Source organism: Paenibacillus taichungensis (assembly GCF_003287275.1).
GTDB lineage: Bacteria > Bacillota > Bacilli > Paenibacillales > Paenibacillaceae > Paenibacillus > Paenibacillus taichungensis_A.
This window is the reverse complement of the sequence record NZ_QEVW01000041.1, coordinates 1-633: the sequence shown is the minus strand read 5'-3', so window position 1 is coordinate 633 and position 633 is coordinate 1. Positions and strand designations below refer to the sequence as shown.

At 60.7% G+C, this 633-nt stretch carries 1 protein-coding gene; it reads left to right on the top strand.

What is annotated here, in order from left to right:
- Positions 1–633, top strand: a 633-nt coding sequence (locus DC345_RS31145; protein WP_181586804.1) for a hypothetical protein, incomplete at both ends; no start/stop codon positions are given.

The following is a 633-nucleotide window of genomic DNA, read 5'->3' as shown; positions in this document are numbered from 1 at the left end:
GGCTACAGGAGCAACTGGTGTAACAGGATTTACTGGTGAAACCGGCGCAACCGGAGTAGGAGTCGCCGGGGCTACCGGAGCCACGGGTCTTACTGGTGTAACTGGAGAGACAGGAGCCGCTGGGACGGGAACAACCGGAGCTACTGGAGCCACGGGTCTTACTGGTGCAGCAGGTGAGACCGGAGCAACGGGGACAGGAACAACCGGCGCCACGGGAGTCACAGGATTTACTGGTGTAACTGGGGTAACAGGTGCAACAGGAGTGGGAACGACTGGGGCCACCGGTACGACAGGGGCTACGGGTGCAACAGGCGTGACAGGCGAAACCGGAACAGGAATAACTGGAGCTACCGGAGCAACGGGTTCAACGGGTGTAACTGGAGTGGCAGGTGCAACGGGAACTACTGGTGCAACGGGTCTTACTGGGGTAACGGGTGCGACAGGCGCAACCGGAACGGGAACAACCGGAGCTACTGGAGCCACGGGTCTTACTGGAGTAACGGGTGCGACAGGTGCAACCGGAACGGGAACAACAGGAGCTACGGGAGCAACGGGTCTTACTGGGGTAACAGGTGCGACAGGCGCAACCGGAACGGGAACAACAGGAGTCACGGGAGCCACGGGTCTTACTGG